23 protein-coding genes and 2 pseudogenes are annotated in these 22,248 nt (G+C 68.9%); 12 read left to right on the plus strand and 13 right to left on the minus strand.

Annotated features, from left to right (window positions below; all coding sequences use genetic code 11):
• The first annotated feature begins 4 nt into the window (after positions 1 to 4).
• From E1295_RS06810 to E1295_RS06830, 4 genes and pseudogenes are all read left to right on the plus strand, one after another.
• Positions 5 to 670, plus strand: a complete 666-nt coding sequence (locus E1295_RS06810) for a response regulator transcription factor (RefSeq protein ID WP_166427108.1) — start codon at positions 5 to 7, stop codon at positions 668 to 670.
• Positions 667 to 1,836, plus strand: a complete 1,170-nt coding sequence (locus E1295_RS06815; RefSeq protein WP_132628811.1) for a HAMP domain-containing sensor histidine kinase — start codon at positions 667 to 669, stop codon at positions 1,834 to 1,836. Before E1295_RS06810 ends, E1295_RS06815 begins: the two co-directional genes overlap by 4 nt.
• Positions 1,837 to 2,108: 272 nt before the next feature.
• Positions 2,109 to 4,748 (plus strand): pyruvate, phosphate dikinase, encoded by a 2,640-nt coding sequence (gene ppdK / locus E1295_RS06820; RefSeq protein WP_132628812.1) that lies wholly within the window; start codon positions 2,109 to 2,111, stop codon positions 4,746 to 4,748.
• Positions 4,749 to 5,021: 273 nt separating this feature from the next.
• A pseudogene (locus E1295_RS06830) lies at positions 5,022 to 5,872 on the plus strand (methyltransferase domain-containing protein).
• 3 nt (positions 5,873 to 5,875) lie between these two features.
• On the opposite strand, the gene E1295_RS06835 reads toward E1295_RS06830, so the two are convergent.
• The 4 genes from E1295_RS06835 to E1295_RS06850 all read right to left on the minus strand — a co-directional run bounded on the left by E1295_RS06835 (position 5,876) and on the right by E1295_RS06850 (position 8,309).
• Positions 5,876 to 6,295, minus strand: coding sequence for an ester cyclase (locus E1295_RS06835; RefSeq protein WP_132628815.1), 420 nt, complete (start codon positions 6,293 to 6,295; stop codon positions 5,876 to 5,878).
• A 78-nt stretch (positions 6,296 to 6,373) separates the two neighbouring features.
• A complete protein-coding gene (locus E1295_RS06840) occupies positions 6,374 to 6,784 on the minus strand; it encodes a hypothetical protein (protein ID WP_132628816.1) in 411 nt (136 codons plus the stop codon).
• 39 nt (positions 6,785 to 6,823) lie between these two features.
• Positions 6,824 to 7,372 (minus strand): GNAT family N-acetyltransferase, encoded by a 549-nt coding sequence (locus tag E1295_RS06845; protein ID WP_132628817.1) that lies wholly within the window; start codon positions 7,370 to 7,372, stop codon positions 6,824 to 6,826.
• A gap of 52 nt (positions 7,373 to 7,424) precedes the next feature.
• On the minus strand, positions 7,425 to 8,309 hold the full coding sequence (locus E1295_RS06850) for a sulfotransferase family protein (protein WP_132628818.1): 885 nt from the start codon (positions 8,307 to 8,309) through the stop codon (positions 7,425 to 7,427).
• 508 nt (positions 8,310 to 8,817) lie between these two features.
• Here E1295_RS06850 and E1295_RS50710 point away from each other — a divergent pair.
• Entirely contained in the window at positions 8,818 to 9,006 is a 189-nt protein-coding gene (locus E1295_RS50710) for a DUF4158 domain-containing protein (protein ID WP_132628819.1), read from the plus strand.
• Here the strand turns inward: E1295_RS50710 and E1295_RS50715 are convergent.
• The gene (locus E1295_RS50715; protein ID WP_132628820.1) at positions 8,981 to 9,376 is read right to left on the minus strand and encodes a recombinase family protein; all 396 of its coding nucleotides are present in this window, start codon (positions 9,374 to 9,376) and stop codon (positions 8,981 to 8,983) included. The genes E1295_RS50710 and E1295_RS50715 overlap by 26 nt on opposite strands.
• 261 nt (positions 9,377 to 9,637) lie before the next feature.
• On the opposite strand from E1295_RS50715, the gene E1295_RS06865 reads away from it, so the two are divergent.
• Both E1295_RS06865 and E1295_RS06870 read left to right on the plus strand, forming a co-directional pair.
• A complete protein-coding gene (locus E1295_RS06865) occupies positions 9,638 to 10,528 on the plus strand; it encodes an alpha/beta fold hydrolase (protein ID WP_132628821.1) in 891 nt (296 codons plus the stop codon).
• Between the two features lie 22 nt (positions 10,529 to 10,550).
• Positions 10,551 to 11,339: a MerR family transcriptional regulator gene (locus E1295_RS06870; protein ID WP_132628822.1), complete on the plus strand. Its 789-nt coding sequence runs from the start codon at positions 10,551 to 10,553 to the stop codon at positions 11,337 to 11,339.
• Positions 11,340 to 11,748: 409 nt separating this feature from the next.
• Here E1295_RS06870 and E1295_RS06875 read toward each other — a convergent pair whose 3' ends face one another.
• Positions 11,749 to 12,387, minus strand: a complete 639-nt coding sequence (locus tag E1295_RS06875) for a TetR/AcrR family transcriptional regulator (RefSeq protein ID WP_166427111.1) — start codon at positions 12,385 to 12,387, stop codon at positions 11,749 to 11,751.
• A gap of 93 nt (positions 12,388 to 12,480) precedes the next feature.
• Between E1295_RS06875 and E1295_RS06880 the strand changes: the two genes are divergently transcribed.
• Positions 12,481 to 13,407: an SDR family NAD(P)-dependent oxidoreductase gene (locus E1295_RS06880; protein WP_132628824.1), complete on the plus strand. Its 927-nt coding sequence runs from the start codon at positions 12,481 to 12,483 to the stop codon at positions 13,405 to 13,407.
• Complete coding sequence (locus E1295_RS06885; RefSeq protein ID WP_132628825.1) at positions 13,404 to 13,931, plus strand: carboxymuconolactone decarboxylase family protein; 528 nt, start codon at positions 13,404 to 13,406, stop codon at positions 13,929 to 13,931. Before E1295_RS06880 ends, E1295_RS06885 begins: the two co-directional genes overlap by 4 nt.
• Positions 13,932 to 14,232: 301 nt before the next feature.
• Here E1295_RS06885 and E1295_RS06890 read toward each other — a convergent pair whose 3' ends face one another.
• Positions 14,233 to 14,736 carry a recombinase family protein gene (locus E1295_RS06890; protein WP_132628826.1) on the minus strand — a complete coding sequence of 168 codons (504 nt, stop codon included), beginning with the start codon at positions 14,734 to 14,736 and terminating at the stop codon, positions 14,233 to 14,235.
• A 199-nt stretch (positions 14,737 to 14,935) separates the two neighbouring features.
• Entirely contained in the window at positions 14,936 to 15,499 is a 564-nt protein-coding gene (locus tag E1295_RS06895; protein WP_132628827.1) for a TetR/AcrR family transcriptional regulator, read from the minus strand.
• A 78-nt stretch (positions 15,500 to 15,577) separates the two neighbouring features.
• Between E1295_RS06895 and E1295_RS06900 the strand changes: the two genes are divergently transcribed.
• Positions 15,578 to 16,849 carry a CynX/NimT family MFS transporter gene (locus E1295_RS06900; RefSeq protein ID WP_132628828.1) on the plus strand — a complete coding sequence of 424 codons (1,272 nt, stop codon included), beginning with the start codon at positions 15,578 to 15,580 and terminating at the stop codon, positions 16,847 to 16,849.
• Positions 16,850 to 17,069: 220 nt separating this feature from the next.
• On the opposite strand, the gene E1295_RS06905 is transcribed toward E1295_RS06900, so the two are convergent.
• The 3 genes and pseudogenes from E1295_RS06905 to E1295_RS52170 all read right to left on the minus strand — a co-directional run.
• Positions 17,070 to 17,471 (minus strand): serine hydrolase, encoded by a 402-nt coding sequence (locus E1295_RS06905; protein ID WP_132628829.1) that lies wholly within the window; start codon positions 17,469 to 17,471, stop codon positions 17,070 to 17,072.
• A gap of 402 nt (positions 17,472 to 17,873) precedes the next feature.
• On the minus strand, positions 17,874 to 18,167 hold the full coding sequence (locus E1295_RS52365; protein ID WP_132628842.1) for a Tn3 family transposase: 294 nt from the start codon (positions 18,165 to 18,167) through the stop codon (positions 17,874 to 17,876).
• A pseudogene (locus E1295_RS52170) lies at positions 18,074 to 18,635 on the minus strand (DUF4158 domain-containing protein); the annotation flags it as partial. The gene E1295_RS52365 and the pseudogene E1295_RS52170, both read right to left, overlap by 94 nt.
• Positions 18,636 to 18,820: 185 nt before the next feature.
• Between E1295_RS52170 and E1295_RS06920 the strand changes: the two are divergent.
• On the plus strand, positions 18,821 to 19,252 hold the full coding sequence (locus E1295_RS06920) for a nuclear transport factor 2 family protein (RefSeq protein WP_132628830.1): 432 nt from the start codon (positions 18,821 to 18,823) through the stop codon (positions 19,250 to 19,252).
• 31 nt (positions 19,253 to 19,283) lie between these two features.
• On the opposite strand, the gene E1295_RS06925 is transcribed toward E1295_RS06920, so the two are convergent.
• A complete protein-coding gene (locus tag E1295_RS06925; RefSeq protein WP_132628831.1) occupies positions 19,284 to 20,654 on the minus strand; it encodes a DUF4832 domain-containing protein in 1,371 nt (456 codons plus the stop codon).
• A 174-nt stretch (positions 20,655 to 20,828) separates the two neighbouring features.
• Between E1295_RS06925 and E1295_RS06930 the strand changes: the two genes are divergently transcribed.
• Positions 20,829 to 21,557, plus strand: a complete 729-nt coding sequence (locus tag E1295_RS06930) for a phosphotransferase (protein WP_132628832.1) — start codon at positions 20,829 to 20,831, stop codon at positions 21,555 to 21,557.
• Positions 21,558 to 21,571: 14 nt separating this feature from the next.
• Here E1295_RS06930 and E1295_RS06935 read toward each other — a convergent pair whose 3' ends face one another.
• Positions 21,572 to 21,898, minus strand: a complete 327-nt coding sequence (locus E1295_RS06935; RefSeq protein ID WP_132628833.1) for a hypothetical protein — start codon at positions 21,896 to 21,898, stop codon at positions 21,572 to 21,574.
• Positions 21,899 to 22,248: the final 350 nt, after the last annotated feature.

Below are 22,248 nucleotides of genomic sequence, written 5' to 3' on the forward strand. Positions count from 1 at the left end.
CAGCATGCGACTGCTTGTGGTGGAGGACGAGGAGGACCTGGTCGACGCGTTGCGGGTGGGCCTCGTCCGCGCCGGTTACGCCGTGGACGTGGCCTACGACGCGCCGTCCGCGAACGAGAAGTTGCAGGTCAACACGTACGACCTGGTCCTGCTCGACCTGAACCTGCCCGGGGGCGACGGCTTCCAGCTCTGCCGCACCGTGCGCGCGGCGGGGCAGGGGGTGCGGATCATCATGGTGACCGCCCGCGACCGGCTTGACGATCGCGTGCGAGGGCTCGACGAGGGGGCGGACGACTACCTGGTCAAGCCGTTCGCCTTCCCCGAGCTGCTGGCCCGGGTGCGGGCGCTGCTGCGCAGGGAGAGCAGCGGCGGGACCTCCGTGCTGGAGGTGGGCGGGCTGCGCATCGACACGGCCAGGCTCGAGGTGTCGCTGGACGGCAGGTCGCTGGCGCTCACCCCCAAGGAGTACGGCGTGCTGCACTACCTGATGACCAGGCCGGGCCACGTGGTGTCCAGCGAGGAGCTGCTGGAGCACGTCTGGGACGAGCACGCCGACCCGTTCACCAACACCGTGCGCGTCACGGTCGGCAACCTGCGGCGCAAGCTGCAGGAGGACGGCCTCATCGAGACGGTGATCAGCCGGGGCTACCGGCTCAAGGAGCCGACATGATCCACACCATCCGCTTCCGGCTCACGGTGCTCTACTCGGGGCTGCTGTTCGTGCTGGCCGCGCTCGTGCTCGGCGGCATCTACGTCGCCGTGTCGAAGTCCACCGAGCAACGCCCCTACACCACCGAGTACGCCAAGGCCTACTCGGGGGACCAGTACCTGGGCAGGCGGGAGGTCGTCTTCGTCCAGGAGGTCGAGAACGCGGTCAACGTCAAGACGCTGGCCACGCTGCGCGACTATTCGCTGGTCACGCTCGTCGGGCTCTATCTCGCCAGCCTGGGCATCGGCTGGGTGCTGGCCGGCCGCGTGCTGCGTCCGGTCAGGTCGATCACCCGCACCACGGAGGAGATCCAGGCGACCGACCTGGCCCGGCGCATCAAGCTGGACGGGCCGCGCGACGAGCTCAAGGACCTGGCCGACACCATCGACACCATGCTCGACCGGCTGGAGGAGGCGTTCAGCGCGCAGCGCCAGCTCATCGACGACGCCTCGCATGAGCTGCGCAGCCCGTTGACGATCATCCGCGCGAACGTGGACGCCGTGCTGTCCGCCCCCGACGCCAGTGACGAGGAGCGCACCAGGGCCGTGGCCATCGTGGACCGGGCGACCACCCGCATGACCAGGCTCGTCGAGGACCTGCTGGCCAGCGCGAGGCGTCAGGGCACGGCGTTCGCCGACGCCGATCTCGACCTGGCCAGGGTGGTGGCGGAGGCGTGCGAGGAGCACGCCACCCCGGCCGCGGCCCGTCACGTGCGGATCACCCGCGACCTGGGCGCCGGCCTGGACATGAGCGGCGACTCCGACGCGCTGCGCCGCGCCGTGGCCAACCTGCTCTCCAACGCCGTGCGCTTCTCACCTCCGGGCGGCACGATCCGCGTGGCGGCGCGACGGGCGGACGGCTGGTTGTGGGTGGCGGTCCGCGACGACGGGCCCGGACTGGGCGCGGCGGACCAGCAGCGCGTGTTCGACCGCTTCTGGCGCGGCGAGGCCAGCCGCCGCGACCGCCACACCGGGCTGGGCCTGGCCATCGTCCGCCAGATCGTGGAGTCGCACGGGGGGCGGGTGGCGGTGTATTCGCAACTGGGAGAGGGCGCGACGTTCGTGCTCCGCCTGCCGCCGCGCGGCGGAGTGCCGGGCCCGCCGCCCGACGACAACCCGCTCGTCTGAAGCGTCGTACGCAGGGCGTCCCCGTCGCCGGCCGGCAGGGGCGCCCTTCCCCGTGCTCCGGGACACAACGCCCTCCCTCCTTTCCGCGCCCTTTCCCAAGAATTGGTTTAAACCAATTGGTCTAATCCAATTCCTCGACTTCTGTCCGTACAATTGGATTAGACCTGTCCAGGGCGGTTCACCTGCATAAACGTCAACTATTGAAAGGGGTGAAGTTTCGTCATCAATTTCGCCGGTAGAGTCCGGAGCAGAGGCGTCGGATTGGAGCTGTGGTGGCCAAGTACGTTTACGATTTCACCGAGGGCAACAGGAATCTCAAGGATCTTCTCGGCGGTAAGGGAGCCAACCTCGCCGAAATGACGAACCTCGGGCTCCCCGTTCCTCCCGGATTCACGATCACCAGCGAGGCCTGCCGCCACTACCTGGCGGAAGGCTCCACACCGGGAGGTCTGGAGCAGGAGGTCGCGGAGCATCTGGACGCGCTCGAGAACCGAATGGGCAGGAAACTCGGGCAGGCCGACGACCCGCTGCTCGTCAGCGTACGCTCCGGGGCGAAATTCTCCATGCCGGGCATGATGGAGACGGTGCTCAACATCGGGCTCAACGACGAGTCGGTGCACGGCCTGGCCAAGCAGGCGGGCGGCAACGAACGTTTCGCATGGGACTCCTACCGCCGGCTCATCCAGATGTTCGGCAAGACCGTGCTCGGGATCGACGGTGAGCTGTTCGAGCGGGCGCTCGACGCCGTCAAGGGCAGGCGCCACGACACCGACCTCGACGCGGGCGAACTGCAGCGGCTCGTGGAGACGTACAAGGGCATCGTGCGCGAGCAGACGGGCGGCGACTTCCCCGCCGACCCGCGCGAGCAGATGCGCCTGGCCGTCACCGCCGTCTTCGACTCGTGGAACGCGCCACGCGCCGTCCTCTACCGCCGCCAGGAACGTATCCCCGCCGACCTCGGCACCGCCGTCAACATCATGGCCATGGTCTTCGGTAACTACGGTGACGACTCCGGCACCGGCGTCGCCTTCACCCGCGACCCCGGCTCGGGCCTGCAGGGCATCTACGGCGACTACCTGCAGAACGCCCAGGGCGAGGACGTGGTGGCCGGCATCCGCAACACGATCCCGCTCCAGGAGCTCGAACGCCTCGACAAGCACTCGTACGACGAGCTGCTCGCCATCATGGAGACCCTGGAGAACCACTACAAGGACCTGTGTGACATCGAGTTCACGATCGAGCGCGGCAAGCTCTGGATGTTGCAGACGCGCGTCGGCAAGCGCACGGCGGCGGCCGCGTTCTGCATCGCGACCCAGCTCGTCGACCAGGGCCTGATCACGCTCGACGAGGCCGTCACCCGGGTCACCGGCGACCAGCTGGCCCAGCTCATGTTCCCGCGCTTCGACGCGGACGCCGACAGGAAGACGATCGCCAAAGGCATGAACGCCTCGCCCGGAGCCGCCGTCGGCAGGGCCGTCTTCTGCTCCGAGCGGGCCATCGAGCTGTCGGGGCAGGGCGAGGACGTCATCCTGGTCCGGCGCGAGACCAACCCCGACGACCTGGCCGGCATGATCGCCGCCAGGGGCATCCTGACGAGCCGCGGCGGCAAGACCTCCCACGCGGCCGTGGTCGCCCGTGGCATGGGCAAGACGTGCGTGTGCGGGGCCGAGGACCTGGAGGTGTCCACGGAGGAGTGCAGGTTCACCGCGCCGGGCGGCGTGGTCGTCTCCGAAGGAGACCTCATCTCCATCGACGGGACCACGGGCGAGGTGTTCCTCGGGGAGGTGCCGGTGGTCGACTCGGAGGTCGTCGAATACTTCGAGGGCGCCGAGCCGGGCAGCGAGCTGGTCAGGGCCGTCGACCGGATCATGCGCCACGCGGACGCCGGCCGCCGGCTGGGCGTGCGGGCCAACGTGGACACCCCGCAGGACGCGGCGCGGGCCCGCCGGTTCGGCGCGCAGGGGATCGGGTTGTGCCGTACCGAGCACATGTTCCTGGGGGAGCGCAGACGGCTGGTGGAGGACCTGGTGCTGGCGTCGACGGACGACGAGCGCCAGGCCGCGCTGGACGCCCTGGAGCCCCTCCAGAAAGCCGACTTCGCAGCCATATTTCAGGCGATGGACGGCGATCCCGTCACCATCCGCCTCATCGACCCTCCCCTGCACGAGTTCCTCCCCGACATCGTGGACCTGTCCGTCAAGGTCGCCACGTCACCGGACGTCACCGACAAGGACCGCGAGCTCCTGACCGCCGTCAAGCGCCTGCACGAGCAGAACCCGATGCTCGGCCTGCGCGGCGTACGCCTCGGCCTCGTGATTCCCGGCCTGTTCGCCATGCAGGTCCGCGCCATCGCCCAGGCCGCCAAGGAGGTGCCGGGCTCCCGGCCGGAGATCATGATCCCGCTGGTGGCCGCCGTCCAGGAGCTGGAGTCCGTACGCGAGGAGGCCGTCGAGATCCTCGCGGAGACCGGCGTCGACGCCCTGATCGGCACCATGATCGAGGTCCCGAGGGCGGCGCTGTCGGCGGGCAGGATCGCCGAGGCGGCGCAGTTCTTCTCCTTCGGCACGAACGACCTTACCCAGATGTGCTGGGGCTTCTCCAGGGACGACGTGGAGGCGTCGTTCTTCTCGCGCTATCTCGACCTCGGCATCTTCGGCACCTCTCCCTTCGAGACCATCGACCGTGAGGGCGTCGGCCGCCTGATCGAGATCGCGGCCAAGGAGGGCAGGGCCACCCGGCCCGACCTGCACCTGGGCATCTGCGGCGAACACGGCGGGGACCCCGGCTCCGTGCACTTCTGCCACGAGGTGGGGCTGGACTACGTCTCCTGCAGCCCGTTCCGCATCCCGGTGGCCCGCCTGGAAGCCGGCCGCGCCGCACTGAAGGACCCCGGCACCCGCCGCAACACCTGACCGCCCTTGCCCGACTCTTAACGTAGTCCTAGTCTTACTTTAAGTGACTGCGGGTGGGTGGGAGCTAGATGGGCGGTAAGCACGGCCCCGGCCGTCGGGCTGGCCTTCTTCGGTGATGGTGACGTCCGCGTCATCGACCGCGAGACGGACCCCGCCACGTGGTGGGACGCCGTCTACGGCGACACCAGCATCGTCACCCAGCTCGACGACGGAGCCACGGACCTCACGTCGGGCGAAGGCGACTACACGTCCTCGGCCTCCGCGCCGAGCACCGTGGCGAGTCTGCTCCACCTGCTGGACGTCGAGCCGGGGCACCGCGTCCTGGAGATCGGCACCGGCACCGGCTGGACGCCTGCCTGCTGTCCCAGCTCGTCGGCGAGCACGGGAGCGTGACCTCTGTCGAGGTCGATCCGCAGGTCGCTCGGCAGGCCGCCGCCACCGTGCGCACCGTCGGCGCCCGCCCGCTGTTGCTCGTCGGTGACGGCGCGGCCGGGCACCGGCGGGGAGCCCTGTACGACCGGGTGCATGTCACCTGCGGCGTCCGGGACGTTCCCCATGCCTGGATCGAGCAGTGCCGGCCCGGTGCGGTGATCGTGGTGCCGTACTGTCCCGGCTTCGGCGACGGCCACGAACTGCGCCTGACCGTCACGCCGGACGGCGCGGCGCACGGGCGCTTCGCCGACTATGCCGACTACATGATGATGCGTTCCCAGCGGGACCCCGCCGACCGGCCGCCGCGCGGGTCCGAGGACAGGCGTCGTTCGACCACCGGCATCGATCCGCGCACGATCGCCTTCGCCCCCGCCGGCGCCGACCTGGCCATCGCGGCGCTGACAGGGCTGACCTCCGAAGGCGGCGCCGACCGGGACGAGGACGGCGAGCTGTACCGGTTGTGGTTGTCGGACCCCGCCGACCCCTGCGCCTGGGGGACGGTGAAGTGGCGTCCTGGCAGCACCGAGTACGAGGTCTACCAGGTGGGTGAGCGGCCCCTGTGGGACGACGTGACCGCCGCCTACTTCCGATGGGTGGGCTGGGGCGGGCCCGGCCGGGACCGGTTCGGGATGACGGTCACCCAGAGCGGCCAGTACGTCTGGGTGGACCGTCCGGAGCGCGGCCTGCCGTAGCCGTCAGGACGGGACGGCGCCGAGCTGGCGCAGTTGCGTCAGGACGTCGACGACGCCCCACAGCTCGGCGATCCGGCCGTCCGCGAAGCGGAAGATGAAGATCTCGTCGTACGTGACCGCGCGGCCGGTCGGCGGCAGCCCCCTGAACTCGCCCTGGTGGGTGCCGGTGACCACGTGCCTGGAGACGAGCCGGTCTCCTTCGGCGATCACGTCCTGGACCTCCACGCGGATGTCGGGGAAACCTCTGAGAAGCACCGGCCACACCTCCTTGAGCGCCCGCGTCCCCGTCACGCCCGTCGGCACCGGCGCGTGGAAGATCACGTCAGGGTGGCAGACCTCGTCGACCGTCGCCGCGATGAGCGCGGCGTCGCGGCTGTTGAGGGCCTCGTGGAAACGCTGGAATATCGCCTTGTTGCTGGACATGGGGTGTTCCTCCGGACGTGGACGGTGTCTCTCCGGCTCGACGACGCAGCGGCCCGGAATGTGAGGCGGCGCCCCCGGTCACACCCCGAAAGCACGGCGGAGCGCACGGACCACGCCCCGCAACCAGACGCCGAGCGTGATGATGCTCGCGATGCCGAGGACGGTGATCAGCAGCCAGTCGGCGGAGCCCGTCGCCGGGTAGACGAAGTACGGGTTGCCGGTGTCCACGGCGGGGATGGCGTCGCCCACCCGCTCCAGGTCGCCGCCCGTCGACAGCGTGACGCGCCGCGGGGGCGCCGAGCCGTCGTCGGCGGAAAAGGAGCCGATCCACGCACAGGAACGGCCGCCGCAGTCGTGCTCGGTGGCGGTGAAGACGCCGGGGACGCCGGAACCGAACTGGGCGGTGTAGGCGGGCACCACGTCGCGTACGGCCGCTACCAGCAGCATGCCCGCGAGCACCGGAGCCCCCACCCACCAGAGCCGGCGCACCCACTTACCTTCCATACGGGACCGCCGGGCGCACGTCGATCAGCTCGACCGGGTCGCGGGTTCGTCGTGCCAGTCGGGGAGCGTCACCGTGCCGGAGATCCAGTCGCGCCGCAGGACGGCGTAGCCGATCGAGTCGTAAGGGGTGCCGTCGGGGGTCGGCCAGGCCTCGCGGTAGTGCGCCTCCTTGGCGTACCCGTTGCTGCGCAGGGCCGCGCGCATGGCGTGGTTGTCCTGGCGGGTCGTGGCCTCGATCCGCGTGATGTGCGCGAACTCGGTGAAGAGGTAGGAGGTCAGCCACGCGACCGCGGCCGTGCCGAGGCCCTGGCCGCGCCGGTCGGCGCGGATCCGCAGGTCGAACATGGGCGTGTCGTCGGCGAGGTCCTGCAGCCGCACCAGGCCGGCGCGCTCCCCGCCGGCCAGCACCCAGAACGTCCTGCTCTCGTCGTTCCAGTAGAGCCCGTTCTCGGCCCGCCGCCTGACCGTCTCCGCGTCCTGGGTGCCCGCGTGGAAGGGCCAGTCGTTGCCCGTCAGGAAGTCCGCCAGCGCGTCGGCGTCGCCGGAGGAGTAAGGGGCGAACTCGATGGTCATCGTCGGATCCTGTCACACGGCCTCCCGCCCGGTCACGCGGGTTTCCGCGAGCTCAGGTATAGCCCCACGCCTTGGCGTACGTGGCGAGTTCGGGCGAGAGCGCGGCGGTGTCGTCGAAGGTGCGGGCGGGCTGGATCCGTCCGGACTTGATGGTGTCGCTGCGGTCGCCCAGGTTCGGTACGAACCGGCCCTGGTCGTGCTTGCTGTAGTCGAGCATCTCCGGCTCCCATACCACGCCCAGGTAGTCGCAGACCTCGCGGGTGACCCGTTCCGGTTCGGCGGTGAGCTCCTCGTAGCGCAGGGTCAGCCCGTCGAGGGTGCGGCGGGCCTCGTCCAAGGGCTTGAAGTACTTGAGCGCGTTCGCTTCCAGCGCTTCGCGGGTCGAGGTGTTGCCCTTGCGGTTCTCCAGGGAGGACACCACACCCTCCGGGTGGCGCAGCAGGAAGAGGAACTTGGCTTTCGGCCAGGCGTAGTGCAGCCGTTCCCAGACGAAGACGTTGCCCGGCGTCTTGTCGACGATGATCTCCTTGCCGCTGCGTTCCAGCTCCAGTCGCAGGATGCGGTCCCACAACACGTGCTCCAGCTCCACCTTGTCCATCCCGAGCTCCTGCATGGACCGCTCCGAGAAGTCGGGCGTCAGCTGCACGCCGATGGTGCGCAAGTGCAGCTCGTGCGGGGCGCGGATGCGGGAGTGGCTGTTGAGCAGCATGCGCAGCAGCGTGGATCCGGAGCGCACCGAGGCGATCACGAAGACCGGGGAGTCCACCTGCCGCGACAGGATGGGGATCGAGTAGTCGACCACGTGCGTGCGCTTCGGGGGACGCGGCCGGGAGGCCTTCATCGGGCTCGTCTCCGGCGGCGTCAGCTGACGTGGAGGGCGCAGCGCCTCGTTCAGCAGCCGAAACCTTCTCTTGATGCCGGTTCTCACAACGCCCATGCGCGCCTGCAACCCTCTCTCTCCCCGCGCGTTCCCCCATTCCCCCCGTGGAATGGGCAGCCGAAACCAGAGGTAACGGCGACCGTAGTCGGACAAAAGTAACGTAAGGGGTCAGCGTCAGAAAGGCGTTGGCGCAGGTTCACAGCGCATTCTCAGGTACGGCAGGCACGCCCGTCGCGGTCTCACGCTTACCTCGGGGTCGAGGAACAGCGGTACAGCCGTTATCGCTGAGATTGATCTTGGTAGTCGCGATGCTGCCAAAGAGGTGTCATCCGTCCCGAACGAGGCACCTTTCGAGGTCAGACTCTCTGGATGAGTGCCGTACCCCGTCCTGCGCGGATCTCCTGAAGGTCAGGGATGTGGTTGTACAGCGTCCCGACCGAGACGCCCAGCAGCTTCGCGATCGAGGTGATCGAACGGTCGGGGTTAGGCAGTAGGTCGCGGGCGGCTTTCAGGAGTTCGGCGTTGACGACGGTGGGGCGGCCGCCGGTGCGGCCGCGGGCCTTCGATGCACATCGACGAGCTGGTCGAGCACTGGACGATCCTGGACGAAGAGCGTGATCTGATCGCCGGAAAGCGAGGTGCCACGCGCCTCGCCTTCGCGATCTTGCTGAAGTTCTATACGCAGTACGGCCGCTTCCCGCGAGGGCGCTCGGAACTGGCCGACGAGGTCATCGAGCGGGGGTGGTGGTGTTGAGGGCTTCCTTCAGGGACTGGAAGCCGACGCCGCGGCGGCGCAGCTCGGTGACGATCGTGATGAGGTCGGCCAGGGAGCGGGCGAGCCGGTCGAGTGAGGGAACGACCAGGGTGTCGCCGGGCCGCAGGTAGTCCAGGGCCTTGGTGAGCTCTTCGCGGTCGGTGTTCTTGCCGCTCAGCTTGTCGGCGAAGATGCGGATGCAGCCGGCGGCTTCGAGCGCGCGGGTCTGCCGGTCCAGCCGTTGATCACGGGTGGAGACCCGGGCATAGCCGACAAGCGCTCCGGAGAGGACCGCGGGTTCGGCGCCAAGGAAGTCGTCGGCGGCTTGGCGGACTGCGGCAGGAGCCGAGCCGTCGGGAAGCGTTGTCACATGTCGGGAAGTGGAGAGAAAACGGTGTTGTGGGAGCTGATGGACACTCCGACTTCGCAACACGTTTTTCCGACACTCCGGCGGGCTGTCGGCGGTTCGTGAAGGGGGCTCCGGCCAGGGTGTTGAGAATCGAACGGTTGACAACACCCCCGGCGGCGCCTCTCAGAGGCGTGGCCCAGAAATCGGCGATCGCGGATGTATGGGCGTCATGTTGCCGCGCCGCTTGACCCTGACGCAGGGTCAAGCTTTCAGCATGGTGGCATGACCACGGAAACCAAGGCGATTGAGGTCGCCGAGCTGTACGACGAGCACAACAATGATGGAGAGCGGGCGGAGAGAGGCGACAGGACGATCCGTCGCTTCACGATCCACCACGACGGCGTCACAATCCCGGTGTCTCGCGGCGGTCAGGGACGACCGCTGGTCCTGTGCCCTGGCCTAAGCTCGACCCAGGCCCACCTGCGCGAGCTGATCGAGCTGCTGAGGCGCGATCACGACGTGGTGACCTTCGACCTGCGGGGGCATGGCCTCGCCTCGGCCGCCGACCGGTACTCCTTCGAGGACTTCCACAACGATCTCGCCGCAGTGATGGCGGAGCTGGGAAACCTCGGCCTCCCAACAGCGCCCGTGCTGGTGGGCTACTCGCTGGGCGCCGACCTGGCCGTGCACTATGCCTCCGAGCATCCTGACACCGTCGCCGAGCTTGTTCTCATCGACGGGGCGAACCCGGTGCCCGAACCGTTCATCACCGAGGCAATCCTGCCGGCGTTCCGCGCCATGTGGGAGGAGCTGGCGACTCAGCAGGAGGCCGAGCGGGGCACCGCGCGTCAGGTGCTGCTCAGCGCCCAAGAGATTCTCGACCTGAACCTCGAGATCGACGTGAGCCGGTCCGAGATCCTCGACCGGTACAGGAACATCGACCGGCCCGTCAGTATGATCATGTCGACCTCGATGGCCGGCGACAGCAGCGAAGGGCCTGCGCCGCGGTTCAACCAGAACTGGCGTGCCGGCGTCGAGCGGCTTGTCCGCGAGCATCCGCACATTGCCACCAGCTGGCTCGACGCCGATCATCAGCTTGTCTTCACCCATGCCCCGCACATCGCGCAGATCATTCTTGATGCATCAGGCTCATCCGGTCGGGCGATCTCTTGAGCAGCTCCTGGAGACTGGTCTGATGCTGACTATCGGCGAGCTGGCGTCGTACGCGGGGGTGACGGTGCGTGCGGTGCGGCACTACCACGCCAAGGGGCTGCTGCTGGAGCCTGACCGGGATCACTCCGGTTACCGCAGATACGACGCCGGCGCCGTGATCGAACTGATCAAGATCCGGACCCTCGCCGAGGCCGGGGTTCCGCTGGTGCGGGTGCGGGAGCTGCTGCGGGCCGGGCAGGAGGAGTTCGCCGCGGCGGTCGCAGACATCGATAGGCAGCTGCAGGCGGAGATCCGGGAGAGGCAGCGGCACCGCGAGCGAATCGCCCGGCTCGCCTCCGGGGACAGCCTGGTCCTGCCCCCGGAAGTGGTCGAGTATCTCGACCGGATGCGGGCGCTCGGGGTCGACGAGCGGATCGTTCAGGCCGAGCGTGACGGCTGGATCCCGCTGGCCGCGCACTCACCCGAGCGAGTCCCGGAGTGGATGGCACGCAAGCGGGAGCAGCTCGACGATCCGCGGCTGGTCGACTTCTACCTCACCCTGGGCCAGGCTCTTGACCGAGCCGACGACGACCCGCGGCTGGTCGAGCTGGCCGACAAGCTGGCCGCCTACCTCACGCGTATGGCCGACGAGCGGGGCGAGGACTATGTCGACGACATCGATATCGAGCTACCGCTCGTCAAGCTGATGGATACGCTGGCGTTCGCCACTGTGCCGCCGGCGCGCCGGCTGATCGAACTGCTGAAGCAGCGAGGCTGGACGGGCTGGACCAAACTCGAGCGCGTGGCCCCCACACCAGGCGCGACTCCCTAGTAGCGCCAGTACGCGCAGGAAGACGCCACAGTGCGGCGATCCGAGCGCTATCGGTGATGGCGGGCGGGGTACTGCTGGGCGGCTTGGTCCAATCCCAACAGCAACCCAGCGACGGATTGTCCTCATGCACCGCCGAGCGAGCCGAGATCGCCGATGCTCAACCGGGCGCTCAGGTCAAGGCACCTCGCCGTAGGGGCGGACGTGCAGCCAGAACAGCGGGGTCAGGCCGCGCCGGTCGACTGGCGTGATCAGGGCGGCCCACTCGGGATCGGCGAGGACGTCTTGCAGCATCTACCGGGCCAGGTCGCCGTAGTCGGCCTGGTGGAGCTTGACCCGGTTCGGGTGCCACCGGAATGGCGAAAACGGGCCACCGGACGACAAAGCCGCTGCTCAGCGTTGGGCCCGAGCCTCATAGACGGTGGAGCGGCCGATCTTGAGGGTGCGAGCGCGGTCCGGCGAGGGCCGCTTCAGCGGCCTTGCGGACGATGCCCGGCAGTGAGCCGTGTTCGGCGCCGGTGGCCAGGTGGGTTGCGGCGGCGCCGAGCACCGCGCCGATCACGGTGCCGGCCAGGGTGGCGGCCTCGATCTCGTCTAGCCGGTCGGGGAACGCCTCGTGGAGCGCGCGGGCCCATGCTGCGTGTATGTCCGCGATGCGGAGCAGGGCCCGTGCGCGCAGGGCTGGCTCCGTGACGATCAGGCGTGCCCGGACCGGGACGAGATCGCTTTCCGGGCTCAGGCTCCAGACGGGTGCCTGGAGCAGGCGCTCCACGGCCTGGAAGAGGGCCTGCCCAGGCGTGACCTCCCGGTCGGTGTCGGTGAGCACCTCCTTCATGAGGTCCTCGTGTGCGGAGGCGTCAGCGAAGAGCACGTCTTCCTTGTCGGTGAAGTAGTTGAAGAACGTCGCCCGTGACACGTTCGCCGCTGCGGCGATCTGCGCCACGGTGGTCGGCTCATAGCCCTGGTCCGCGAACAGGCGCAGGGCGGCTTCGGCGAGTTCGCGTCGGGTGCGCAGCTTCTTGCGCTCGCGTAGTCCTGGGTCGGTGTCCATGCTCGGCATCCTACTAGACACCGACTAACATTTGACAGAGTCTAATTTTTCGGCGCAGACTGAAGGTCGGCATCTACCAGAAAAGGGACGACCATGGATCAACTGGCCGGAACGGCGGCGTTCATCACCGGCGGCGCGCAGGGGATCGGGCTCGGCATCGCCCGCGCCCTGCGCGGGCAGGGCGTACGCCTGGCACTCGTCGATGTCGACCGGGACGCACTGCGCGCGGCCGAGGTGGTGCTGGGAGCCGGCCCCGAGGTGGCCACGTTCGAGTTCGACGTCCGTGACCGGAGCCGCTTCGCTGAGGCCGCGGCGGAGGCAGAACGGCGCCTCGGGCCGATCTCGGTGCTGTGCAACAACGCCGGCATCGTCTTCCCCGAATCCGTCGACGACATGACCTACGACTTGTGGGACCTCACGCTGGGCATCAATCTCGGCGGGGTGATCAACGGCGTCCAGACCTTCCTGCCACGGATGCTGGAACGCGGCACCCCAGCGCACATCGTCAACACCGCGTCCGCGGCAGGCCTGGTCGCCGCCGTCGGCTACATGTACTCGACCTCCAAGTACGCGGTGGTCGGCCTGTCGGAGTCGCTCCGCAACCAGCTACAGGCGGCCGGCGCCCCCGTCGGGGTGACCGTGCTGTGCCCGGGCGCGGTCGCCACCAAGATCGCCAGTAGCACGTGCAGGGCGTTCACCGAACCGGGCGGAGCCGAAGGCCTGTCCAAGGCCCGGCACCGGGTCGAACGGCTCACCCCGAAGGTGGAGGCCACACTCGCGACGTATGGCGTGGCCCCCGACCATGTTGGCGACCTTGTGCTTGAGGCCATCCGTGAGGACCGGCTCTACGTGCACACCGACCGCGCGGGAATCGACCTCATCAAGGCCCGCACCCAGGCCCTGTTGGATGCCATGCCCACGGCCCCAGGCCCGAGCGGGGACTTCGCCGACTTCCGCGCATCCATCCACGGCGAGAACGGCTCACACCGCCACGCCGCCGAACCCACCAAGGAGGCATGACCATGACCCGCCTGCCCTACCCCGACCTGGCCCAGAGTCCGCCGGGAGTCCGCGCGATCATCGAGAGCATGCCCAGGCGACTGGGAGTCGTGCACATCTACGCCCACGCATCAGACTCTTTCGAGTCGTGGTTCGCCTTCAACCGCGCAGTGCTCTACGACAGCTCACTCCACCCTTCGGTGGCCGAACTAGGAATCTGCGTGGCCACCTGGCACTGTTCGCCGGACTATGAGTACGTCTACCACCGAATGTCTGCCCGTGATGCCGGGTTGTCCCCGCGCCAGCTCGACGCGATCGAAAACGGCGACTACGGCTCGGAGGCTTTCACGCCGGCGCAGACCGCCGTGCTGCGATTCGCCGCCGAAGTGGTACAAGATGTCAAAGCGAGCGACGCCACGCTGGCCACCGTCCGCCGGCACCTGACCGATCGCCAGGTCGTCGAGCTGATCATGTGCATCGGCCAGTACATGCTCAACAGCCGCATCGCGGCCAACGCCGGAGTCAGCGTGGCCGACGACCGCTAGGCCGAGATCCAGTCACGTCGTGTCACGTCCCGGCGATCCGCGGTGAGGTGGACCTGATGCAAGACACGGGACAGATCAGCGCGAGTTGGGCGTGACCCGGCTGGGTGGGGACAGGGCGACGACCGGGGCGGGCCGAACGCGACGGACACCTCCAGTGGCGCCTGAACCAGGCCGACGCTCTTGTCGTCGTGAGCATCCGCAGAATACGGGGGGAGGAACCGGCGGACGGCCGTTATCGATGAGAACGATCTTGCTGGGGCGCCCCAGAGCAGAAGTGGGATGCGGGTGGGATAGTTGCTGGTCAGCGGCGCGCGAGTGCTGCGTAGGCGGTGGAGCGGCCGATTTTGAGGGTGCGTGCGGCTTCGGTGACCGAGGCGCCGTCGTCGACCAAGCGGCGTAGTGTGGCCAGTTCGGCGGGGCCGATCACGCGCGGCCGGCCGGTCTTCTTCTTGCCGGGGAGCATGGCGCCGGTGGCTTCGCGGCGCTTGGCGGCGGCGATCCCCTCGGCCTGACGCTCGGCGCGCAGCTCCAGTTCGTATTCCGCGGCTGCGGCCAGGACCGCGAACATGAACCGGCCTTCCTTGCTGCTCAGATCGAAGTTCTCCGTCAGCGACACCACCGTGATGCCGCGGTCGCGGAGGTCGTGGACGGTGGTCAGCACGTGCCCCGCCGAGCGGCCCCATCGGTCGGACTTCCAGAACTTCAGGGTGTCGCCCACCTTGGGCAGCGCCAGGAGCGCCTCCCATGCCGACCGCGCGACACCGCGTTTGCCCTTTCTGGACACTCTACTGACCAGGCGTGACACCGTCCAGAAACCTCTATCCAGAAAGTCGCTGTGGCGGAGCTGCTGGGGACGGGAGGATCCGCGCAGGATTGAACGGTAAGCCTCTGTAAGGACCGTCGAGATGGGCGTAGGCGGGGTCTCGTAACCGCGATCGCCCACCCCGGGGCGGGCGCCTCCTGAGGTCAGAGGGGGTCATCGCCCAGATAGGGAAGGTGCCCGATCAGCGGGGACGGAGACCGTCGAGTGTGACCTCGATATACCGCCGCCAATCGCCCGCAGCGTTGCGGATGACCGCCGCCAGGCCGCAGATGACCATGTTGACGTCCCCGGCCGTCACGTCCTGTCCGACCGTGCCGCGCACCCGCGCCCGGTCGATCAGCTCCGCGACGACGGCGAGCAGCGCCTCGCGGGCCTCTCCCTGCGGCTCGGCCGAGCCCATGACCTTCTCGATCACCTCGGACATGCCACGATCGCCCGCCAGCACCTCGCCCACGTGGTACAGGAACCCGGCCAAGCCTTGAGTCGGATCGTCAGCGTCGGTGAGCCGGCGGGCGGTGGCGACGATCTCGGAGGCCCGGTGCTCGGCGATGGCCTCGATCAGGGCCTCCCGGGTCGGGAACTTGCGGTAGAGGGTCCCGATGCCGACGCCCGCCGCCCGTGCGACCTCCGACATCTGCACGTCGTGACCGAACTCGGCAAACAACACGCGAGCCGCCTGCAGGACACGATCTCGATTGCGCTCGGCGTCGGTACGCGTCTTGCGGCGGCTCTGCGGAGTTGACATTCCAAACGATCCTCTGTCTAGACTTCAACGGCGGAATCCGGATTCCTTATTCCGTATTATGCATGAGAGGTCGACACCATGTCGAAGGAGCGTTTCAATCTGTCCTCACCGAATCCACAGCGGTCGGCGGGGCGTTCCGGCCGAGCGCTACTGGTGTGGGGGTTGCTGGTGGTGGCGGCGAACCTCCGGCCGAGCCTGACCGGTGTGGGGCCGTTGCTGGATCGCGTGCAGGCCGATCTGCAGTTGGCTCCGGCCGTGGCCGGTCTGCTGAGCACGCTGCCCTTGCTGGCCTTCGCGGTGATATCTCCAGTGGTTCCGCGGCTGGCAGCGCGGTGGGGACCCGAGCGGCTCCTCTGGACCGCGCTCGTGGTGCTGACGCTCGGGATCGCGGTCCGGTGGGTCCCGGCGACCATCGGGCTGTTCGCGGGAACCGTACTGATCGGGGCGGGAATCGCCGTGGGCAACGTGCTGCTGCCGAGCCTGATCAAACGCGATTTTCCTACCAGAGTGGGACTGCTGACCAGCGCCTACGCCACGGTGATGGGCGCTGTCGCCGCGGTGGCTTCCGGGGTGGCGGTGCCGATCAGCCAGGTCGCCCCTGGCGGTTGGTCCACCGCGTTAGGCTGCTGGATCGTCCTCGCGCTAGTAGCTGTCGTGCTGTGGCTCCCGCAGGTGCGGACGTCGCAGCCGGCCTCGGAGGCGATCCGCGGTCACCGGTTGCCGTGGGGATCGGCGCTGGCGTGGGCGGTCACAGCGTTCATGGGACTGCAGTCGCTGGGCTTCTATGTCGTCGTCACGTGGTTGCCTCAGGTGTTCCAGGACAGCGGAGTAAGCGCGGCTGGGGCGGGATGGCTGCTGTTCCTCTTCCAGGCGGTCGCGGTGCTGACCAGCCTGGCAGTGCCCGCCACGCTGCGGTGGGCGCGTGACCAACGCGCGGTGGCGACGGTGAGCTCTGTCGTTTTGCTCGCCGGCTACCTCGGACTTTTGGTGGCGCCGGGCTGGGCGTTGCTGTGGAGCGTGGTCCTCGGACTGGGCGGCGGAGCGTGCCTGGTGCTCGCCTTGGCCTTCCTCAGCCTGCGCGCCCAGGACGCAACCGTGGCGGGCGCGTTGTCAGCGATGGCGCAATCGATCGGTTACCTCCTGGCCGCCGCAGGACCGGTGATCTTCGGGCTGCTGCACACCGTCAGTTCCGGCTGGCAGGCACCCATCATTCTGATGTGCGTCGCTGCAGCCGGCCAGGTGATCGTCGCGATGGTGGCCGGCAGGGGCACGGTGGCGCCAGCCGACGACCAGACACCCGAGCGCGGCCCCACGTCGTCACCAGATCGTGCTCCTTCGCCTGGGCAATGACCCGGGTACATCGAGCAACTGGGGCCAGCCGCGAATCTGAGAGGTCGTCGCCAGGTGAGCACCCTGACCAAGATTGTCGCCGGAGTTCGCAAGGACCTGCGGGCGGCGTACGGCACGAGGGGAGTCTGGAAGATCTGCGGCGTCGAGCCAAGTTATCTGGGGTGCCGAGAAGGCGTCAGGCATGCAAGGCAAGCGGCTTTCGACCAACATGCCTGACAGGTTATCTAGGGTTGTCAGCGCCGTCGCTGGTGCCGCGCAGCACCCCGGGCAGATAACGCTCCACCGGCGCGACCAGGTCGATCTTCTTCTGATCGGCCAGTCGCAGTACGGTGGCGGCAATGATCGGCTTGCTCCCGCTGGCGATCCTGAAGCGGCCCTCGGGCCCGATCATCGGCTTCCCGCTTCCCCGCTGCGCGGTACCGGAGCGCCGGGTCACGCTCGCCCCGCCGGGACTGCGCACCTGGCTCAACGCGCCCGCCATGCCGTCTGCGGTGGTGAGCACGTCTAAGCGGGACTGCGGCGAGGGAGCTGCGGTGGCGGCGTAGGCGGGATTCGCGGGGGCGAAGACCAGGCAACCGGCGGCAAGAGAACCAGCGACAGCAGTAGCGAGCAACTTTGTCATGTGTCCAATGTCTCGGGAATCTCACTGAAGATCAGTCACGCCTGCATGCCTGTCGGGGTGGGGTCTCCCCTACCACCGAGATGATCGCCAAGCGGCGCATCCGCCCACGCCACCCGGCGCAGCTGAACACCACTCTCCACCGCCGATGGGCCACTCGCACAGTTTCATGCCTGTTCTTCGGTGCCGTGCCGACCCCCGGAACCGCATGCCGTGGATGCGACATGCCTTCAGCGCAGTCAAACGTGCCTGACGTGCCTTACAAGATCATATTGCTCTGACCTGCGGGAAAAGCTGTGAACCCAAGATAACCATCGTCTCGCGGCCATCCCCAGATATTTGTCTGCTGGCCCTGGCTGAGCGGCCTCTACCAAAGGCGAACGCTTTGCCGAGATCACTCCAGGTTCAGACGCCGTCCTCGTCCACGACGGCGGAAGAAGCGTGCTGGGACAGCGCCGCCGCTCCGAGTGGCCGCAGGCCCTCGTCCGGGGCCGAGGAAGCGATCGCATAACGGCCCAGGCAGTTGAGGTGGGCGTGGCCCAGCGGGGACAGCCGGGCCACGTCCTCGTCCTTGATCGGCACTCCCTGGGCGCGCAGCTGGTTGCGTACATGCGCACATCGGCCCGTTCCCGCACGCTGCCCACCAGCCGCTCCAGCACGGTCACCCCTGGCAGCAGCACCCGATGCCGCCGCAGCCACGCCACCGACTGCTCGAACAACGCCGCCGGCCCCTCGGCATGCGTCCACGCCCGGCCATGCAGGAACGTCCGAAACTGGCGCGTCAGCTGCCGCCCGCTTCAACTGTCCCGGTCATCGAAGGTGTGGAAGCCTAGGCGTCCCGGATCACCCACGCATGGTCATAGGCTGTCTGCGCACGAACGGCGTACTTCTTGACCTGCGACGCATCACCAATCCCCAACTGCTCGCCAGGTAGTCCACCACCGGCCACGGCACCGCCAGCGGATCCTCCAGAAACAACCCCTTGTACCGGACCGTCCCGATCTGGACGGCAACACCCAACCGATGAGAATCGGCCCTCGACTGGGCGATCACATTCCGGTCGAAGTCGTCCAGGAAGAAGAACTTCTCCAGATCCGACAGCGACGGCATCTCGGCGAGCGACGCGTAGACCGCTCTCTGCTCAGCAGACAGGAATTCCGCAGGCATGCCAGCAAAGTAGGCCCAGCCCACCCGCAATCAACCCACAGCGACCAACCTGTTACAAAAGCGAGCGTTCCAATCTTCCACCACTCCATGATCATTCTCATCGACAACGGCTGTCCGCCGGTTCCTCAACCCCGTACCTGCCGGGTAATCGACCGGCGCACACGGTTCCGGGCATGCTGTGCGGCATGACGTACGAGACGAAGGACACCCGCGACACCGTGGCGGAACTGCTGAAGCGCATCGCGGAGGGCGACCACGACGGTGCGGCGGGCCTGTTCGCCGAGCACATCGACTGGCGGCTCAGCTGGCCCGAGGAAGGACGCCCGGAGGCGCCCTGGATCCGGCCCCGGTCGAGCAGGGCCGACGTGGCCGAGCATTTCCGCGCGCTGGAGGCTCACCACGTGCCCGAGCTGAACGGCACGTCCGTCGACCGGATCCTGGTCGACGGGACGGACGCCGTGGTGCTCGGGGAGATCGCGCAGACCCCGCGGGCAGGCACGGCCTACAGGTCGCCGTTCGCGCTGCACCTCACCGTCGAGGACGGTCTGATCACCCGCTACCACATCTACGAGGACAGCCTCACGGTCGCCGGCGCCCTGGCCGCCGCGAACCCCTGAGCGGGGCCCGCGGCCGGTCACGGCGGGAAGCTCAGGTCACGGTCACGGTGTGCAGGAGCGCGTTCAGGCCGGTGCCGGGCTCCCAGGTGCCCTCGTTGGCGAGCCGGATCGAGTATTCCGCGCGGCCGGGCAGCTTCGGGTCGGGCAGGTCGAGCAGCAGCTCGTACCGGCCACGGGGAAGCGACCCGGGCAGGCGGATCCGCTCCCTGATCGTGGTCGTCTCGCCCGCCTGCCACGTACGCGGGTCGGTGGCGAGGGGGAAGCGGTGCACGGCCGAGGTCGCGGTGTCGCGCAGGACCAGGGCCGCGTCGCGGGGGTTGACGGGAGAGGCGTAACCGTCGTTCCGCACGGTGAAGGCGACGGGGAGCACGCCGCCGCGGGCCGCCCGGTCCGGGTACGCGCCGCTCCGCAGGGCGAAGCGGTAGCCGAGGCGGCGGGAGATCTCGTCGAGGCAGCCGCCGGCCGCCCAGCCGCCGAGCACGCCGGGGTGGTAGTCGGTGTTCAGGTACGAGTAGTGGAAGCCGGCCAGTTCCTCCTTGGCCGTGGGGCAGTCGGAGCGCGGCGGGTTGGGATTGCAGGTCTCGCCGCCCATCGCCACGAACGCGGTCTCGGCCCGCAGGTACGGATATTCGACCGCCGGGTCCGCGTACGTGCCGTAGTCGTCCGGACTGGCCAGGAAACAGTCGTTGTGGTGGCCCAGCCGCGCCGGTGCCGAACCGTCATGGGCCTGGCCGGGGGGCAGCGGGCCGGCGGAGTACATCGTGCGCTTGAACAGGGGCGTACGCAGCTGCGCCATCCGCGTCGACGGCAGCACGGCGAGGATCTTGTCGACCACGGCCTTCCTCTTGGCCCAGTCGGCGTCGGTCACCACGCCCTGGTCGCCGAAGTTGCGCGTGTAGTACCACTCGCCCCAGGCTCCGACGAAGCCGGCCTGCATGAGGTAGATGACGTCCTCGTTCGCGCGCAGGTAGGGGGCGAGCTGGTCGAGGTGGGCGAGCACGCGCTCCTTGGGGGCGTCGTCACCGTCGGTGGAGGTGGTGTAGGCGAAGCGCAGGATCGCCTTGAGCCCCGCCTGGCGTACGGTGCCGAGCTGCTGGTGCAACTGTGCCAGCGCGGCCGGGCTGATCGGGCCGTCCTTGAACTCCGCCAGGTAGAACACGCACATGACCAGCGAGATGTGGTCGTCGGCGCGGTAGCCGCGCAGGGTCTCCACGGAGAAGTCGTCCTTGTCGCAGTCTCCGCTGTGGTGGTAGAGGCCGCGCTCGGGGTTGACGAATGCGGCGCTGGTCCGGGCGTAGGTGACGGTGCCCCTGTCGCCGCCGGCTGCGGCCGAGGCGTGGGCGGGCGCGACGGCTAAGGGCGCGCACAGGAGGACGATCAGGGCGAGGATGCGTTTCACCATGGTGGTACGGCTCCTTGGCCGGAGGGGGTGCCTCGTGAATAACAATGGAGTCCATGAAAATAACGCCCGGCGCCAGAAGTAGCAAGAGATGCTCGAAGGCTTGAGCTTCTCCTGATATCAGGGTGTCCCTGAAAAGGTGTCACGGCGCCTCCGGGGTCGGGCAGGCTGGAAGGCATGCACGAGACACAGCTTCCCGGCGGCTTCGTGAACGCCGTCGTCCGAGTCGGCGACACCGTCCGCCGTCCGCCCGCGCGACGGGCCGCGTACGTGCACGACCTGCTGCTCCTGCTGGAGCGCGGCGGATGGCCGGGCGCGCCGAGGTTCCTGGGCACGGACGAGCACGGCCGCGAGATCCTCTCCTACGTGGACGGCCACGTGGCCTGGGAGGACGTCCAGCCCGACGGCGTCACCTCCGACGAGAGCCTCGCGCGGGTGGCGCAGCTCGTACGCGCCTTCCACGACCTGACCGCGGGCACACCCCTGGCCGGCGACGGCGAGGTCGTCTGCCACAACGACCTGTCACCGAAGAACACCGTCTACCGCGACGAGGGTGCGGGCCTGCGGCCGGTGGCGTTCATCGACTGGGACATCGCGGCGCCGGGACGGCGGATCCACGACGTGGCGCACGTCTGCTGGCAGTACCTCGGCCTCGGCCCGGGAGCCGTCGACGCCGGCAGGCGCATCCGGCTGATCTGCGACGCGTACGGGCTGCGTGAGCGGGACGGCGTGGTGGAGACCGTCCTGTGGTGGCAGGACCGCTGCGCACGCGGCATCGAGACGGACGCGGCCGCCGGGATGCCGCACGCGATCAGGCTGCGCGACGACGGGGTGGTGGCCCGGATCCGCGCCTGCCACGACTGGGTCGCCGTGAACCGCGCCGGGCTGGAGCGCCCGCTGCGCTGACCGCCGGCTCCGCCCTAACGCCGCTGGTCCGGGTTCGGCTCGCCCAACGTGTGCGGCACCGAGTCTCCTTCCGGGACGAACCAGGAGTATGTCGAGGTCTGCTCCGCGTCGGGCCCGCCGTTGGGCCCGCCGTCGTGCCCGGGGTCGTGCCCGGTGTCGTGCGGGGTGGCCGCCTGCGGGGCGGGTCCCCAGGTCTGCGGTGCCGGATCCTCCCTCGCGGGGGACCAGGGGCCGCCCGGCGCGTGCGGCGTCGGCTCCCCGTGGGCGGCAGGGTGTGCCGGGGGCCCCGCAGCGTGCGGCCCCGGGCCCACCGGCGCAGGTCCCCCGTAAGATCCCGGCATGGCTCCCCCGTCGGGCGCCGCGCCGGGCCCCGCATCAGGTCCGGCGTTGGGCCCTGGGACAGGTCCCGCGCCGGATCCCGGCATGGGTCCAGGGCCGGATCCCGGCATGGGTTCCGCAGCAGGTCCCGGGGCGGGGCCGGCAGCGGGTGCCGTGGGAAAGCCGGGTGCGGAACCCGCGACAGGTCCGGCATTGGGTCCCGGGTGAGGGCCGGAAGCAGCCCCCGGTATGGGACCGGCAGCGGGTCCCGTGGGGGAGACGGATGTGGGTCCCGCGCTGGGGCCCGTGACAGGTCCGGCATCGGACCCTGGGCCGGGCCCCGAAGCAGCTCCCGGGGTGGGGCCGGTGGGGG

The sequence above is a fragment of the Nonomuraea mesophila genome, from assembly GCF_004352805.1.
Lineage (GTDB): Bacteria > Actinomycetota > Actinomycetes > Streptosporangiales > Streptosporangiaceae > Nonomuraea > Nonomuraea longispora.